The sequence below is a fragment of the Aquisalimonas sp. genome (genome assembly GCF_007120195.1).
Classification (GTDB): domain Bacteria; phylum Pseudomonadota; class Gammaproteobacteria; order Nitrococcales; family Aquisalimonadaceae; genus Aquisalimonas.
This window is the reverse complement of record NZ_SKOG01000180.1, coordinates 1-3,340: the sequence shown is the minus strand read 5'-3', so window position 1 is coordinate 3,340 and position 3,340 is coordinate 1. Positions and strand designations below refer to the sequence as shown.

Below are 3,340 nucleotides of genomic sequence, written 5' to 3'. Positions count from 1 at the left end.
TGATTTCCTGGCCGATGCCATCACCGGGAAGGATGAGAATGTTTCGGCTCATGGGCTGGGCTCGCGTGTGGTTGGTGGGCCTGCGCTCGCGCTGGACTCCCGCCAGCGGCGCCCCTCAGGAGCGGAACAGCCACGGTGCCTCGCGCCGGCGACGTTCCTCGTAAGCGCGAATGGCCTCGGCATGCTGGAGGGTGAGCCCGATCTCATCCAGGCCTTCCTCCAGCATTTGCCTGCGGAAGCTGTCGATCGCAAACGGGATCACCTCGCCGGAGGGCGTGGTCACGCTCTGGGCGGGCAGATCCACGAGCAGCTCGTAACCCGGTTGCGCTTCCACCTCCCGGAACAGCCGCCCCACGGTCTCTTCCGGTAGTTCCACCGGCAAAAGGCCGTTCTTGAAACAGTTGTTATAGAAGATGTTGGCATAGCTTGGCGCGATGAGGGCGCGGAAGCCGAAATCCTTCAGCGCCCAGGGCGCGTGCTCGCGCGAGGAGCCGCAACCAAAGTTGCGCCCGGTCAACAGTACGCTGGCACTCTGATAGCGCTCCTGGTTCAACACGAAGTCCGGGTTGCGCGGGCGCTGGCTGCAATCCTGGCCCGGTTCTCCGTGATCCAGGTAGCGCCACTCGTCGAAGAGATTATCGCCAAACCCCGTGCGCTTGATGGACTTGAGAAACTGCTTGGGGATGATGGCATCGGTATCCACGTTGGCCCGCTCGAGCGGCGCAACGACACCCTTGTGCTGTTTGAACGGTTGCATCTCAAAAGGTCCTGACGTCGACGAAATGACCCGCCACCGCGGCAGCTGCAGCCATGGCGGGGCTGACCAGATGGGTGCGGCCACCCTGACCCTGGCGCCCCTCGAAGTTGCGGTTCGACGTGGAGGCACACCGCTCGCCGGGGGAGAGCTGATCCGGGTTCATCCCCAGGCACATGGAACAGCCCGCCTCGCGCCATTCGAAGCCGGCGTCCTTGAAAATCCGGTCCAGGCCTTCCTCCTCGGCCTGTTTCTTCACCAGCCCGGAACCGGGCACCACCATGGCAAGCGCGATGTTCTCCGCGATCCGACGACCTTCGAGCACGCGTGCCGCCGCGCGCAGGTCCGAGATCCGTGCATTGGTACACGAGCCGATGAAGATCTTATCCAGCCAGATGTCGGTGATCGGGGTCTCGGGCTTGAGGCCCATGTACTCAAGCGCTCGGGCGTAGGCGCTGCGCTTACTCTCGTCCGATTCCTTGAACGGATTCGGCACCCGCCCGTTCACGGGCACCACCATTTCCGGGGAGGTCCCCCAGGAGACCTGGGGCTCGATGTCCGCCGCGTCGATGTGCACGACCTTGTCGAACTGCGCATCCGCATCGCTGTGCAGCGTCCGCCAGTGTTCGACCGCCTGGTCCCAGAGCTCGCCCGTGGGGGTGAAGGGCCGATTGGCGATATAGTCGATGGTGGTGTCGTCCACGGCGATCATGCCACACGGGGCACCGGCCTCGATGGACATGTTGCAGATGGTCATGCGGGCTTCCATGGACAGATTGCGGATGGCCGACCCGCCATACTCGATGGCGTACCCGGTGCCGCCGGCCGTGCCGATGGTGCCGATGATGTGGAGGATGATGTCCTTGGCCGTAACACCTGGCCCGAGCTCGCCATCCACGCTGATGAACATGGTCTTGCTCTTCTGCTGCACCAGGGTCTGTGTGGCCAGCGCGTGCTCCACCTCGGAGGTGCCGATCCCAAAGGCCATGGCCCCCATCGCCCCCTGGGTGGAGGTGTGCGAATCGCCGCAGACGATGGTCATCCCTGGCAGGGTGGCGCCCTGTTCCGGGCCGATGACGTGGACAATGCCCTGGCGCGGGTCATTCATGCCGAACTCGATGATGCCGTATGTGCGGCAGTTGTCGCCGAGCGTATCCACCTGCAGCTTGGAGATCGGATCCGCGATGCCGCGGCTGCGGTCGGTGGTGGGCACGTTGTGATCGGTGACGGCCAGATTGGCGTCAACGCGCCACGGCTTGCGGCCGGCCAGCCGCAGCCCCTCGAATGCCTGCGGCGAGGTCACCTCGTGGACCAGGTGGCGATCGATGTACAAAAGCGATGTGCCGTCCTCGTTGTCACGAACCACGTGGTCGTCCCAGAGCTTGTCGTAAAGCGTCTTACCCGTCATATCCTCACCCGGCTGCGGCAACGGCCGCTCAATCGGCCTTTGTCAAACACAACAGTATATCGGATTCGCCGCGCGCAATGAATTCCATGCCATCACCGCCCCGCCCGGCAGCGGGTATCAGCGCCCTTCCGCCACCGTCTTGCGCCCCTCGCCCCCTGCGCGACCCGGCAGGCTAACCACCGCGACCACAGCGGCCAGGCCGGCCGCCAGGGCAGCGAGGTAATACGTGCCGCTGCCGCCGACGGTCTCCCAGAGCAGGCCGCTGACCAGACTGCCAAGCGCAACACCGGCACCAAAGGTGATGCTACTGTAAAGTGCCTGCCCCCGCCCCTGATTGCTGCCCACGAAATAGCGGTTGACGATGGCGATCCCCACGGCGTGATACACGCCGAAAGACGCCGCGTGCAGGCTCTGGGCGAACAGCAGCACCACGAGGGCCTCGGGCAGGGCCGCAATCAGCACCCAGCGTAACGCCGAGAGCAGCATCGCCACGGTCATCAGAAGTCGCGCGCCGAAACGGGGCAATAACCAGTGCATCACCAGGAACAGCCCGATCTCGGCGACCACGCCCACGGCCCACAGCACGCCGATCATGCTGCTGGTGTAACCAATCTCTTCCAGGTAGATGCTGAAAAACGCGTAGTACGGCCCATGGCTTGCCTTGAGCAGAAAACAGGCCAAAAAAAAGCCGATGACATCCGGGCGCAACAGCACGCTAAGAATCGGATCACTGGCGTGGTGGTGCACCGACTGACGCGACTCCGGCGCCAGCTGGCTCGCCACCCAGAGGCCGGCGAAGAGGACGAGTAGGAGCCAGGGCAGGACCTGCACACCCACTCGATCGATGACCTCGCCAATCACCACCACGGAGACGATGAATCCCACGGAGCCCCACAGACGGATGCGGCTGTAGCGGTGATCGGCGTGCCCGAGGTGGTTCATGGTATTGGCCTCGAACTGGGGCAGCGCCGCATTCCAGAAGAAGCTGAACAGCCCCATCACCACTGCGATCCACCAGAAACCGCTGCCAAGCAGTACCCCCGCGAAGCTCACCAGTGCCGCCACGGCGCCAAAGCGCACGACGGCCATGCGCCGCCCGGTGCGGTCGGCGATCAGGCCCCAGACATTGGGGGCGACGATCTTGGTGGCATGCAAAATGGCGATCAGCTGACCGATCT

The 3,340-nt window shown here is 64.2% G+C and carries 3 protein-coding genes; all 3 read right to left on the bottom strand.

Features of this window, described 5'->3' with window-relative positions; translation table 11 throughout:
• Positions 1 to 115 precede the first annotated feature (115 nt).
• Positions 116 to 757, bottom strand: a complete 642-nt coding sequence (gene leuD / locus QZT63_RS13250) for a 3-isopropylmalate dehydratase small subunit (protein ID WP_290651921.1) — start codon at positions 755 to 757, stop codon at positions 116 to 118.
• Between the two features lies 1 nt (position 758).
• On the bottom strand, positions 759 to 2,162 hold the full coding sequence (gene leuC / locus QZT63_RS13245) for a 3-isopropylmalate dehydratase large subunit (RefSeq protein ID WP_290651919.1): 1,404 nt from the start codon (positions 2,160 to 2,162) through the stop codon (positions 759 to 761).
• Positions 2,163 to 2,279: 117 nt separating this feature from the next.
• Positions 2,280 to 3,340 (bottom strand): MFS transporter (locus QZT63_RS13240; RefSeq protein ID WP_290651917.1); only part of this gene is annotated, 1,061 nt, incomplete at its 5' end.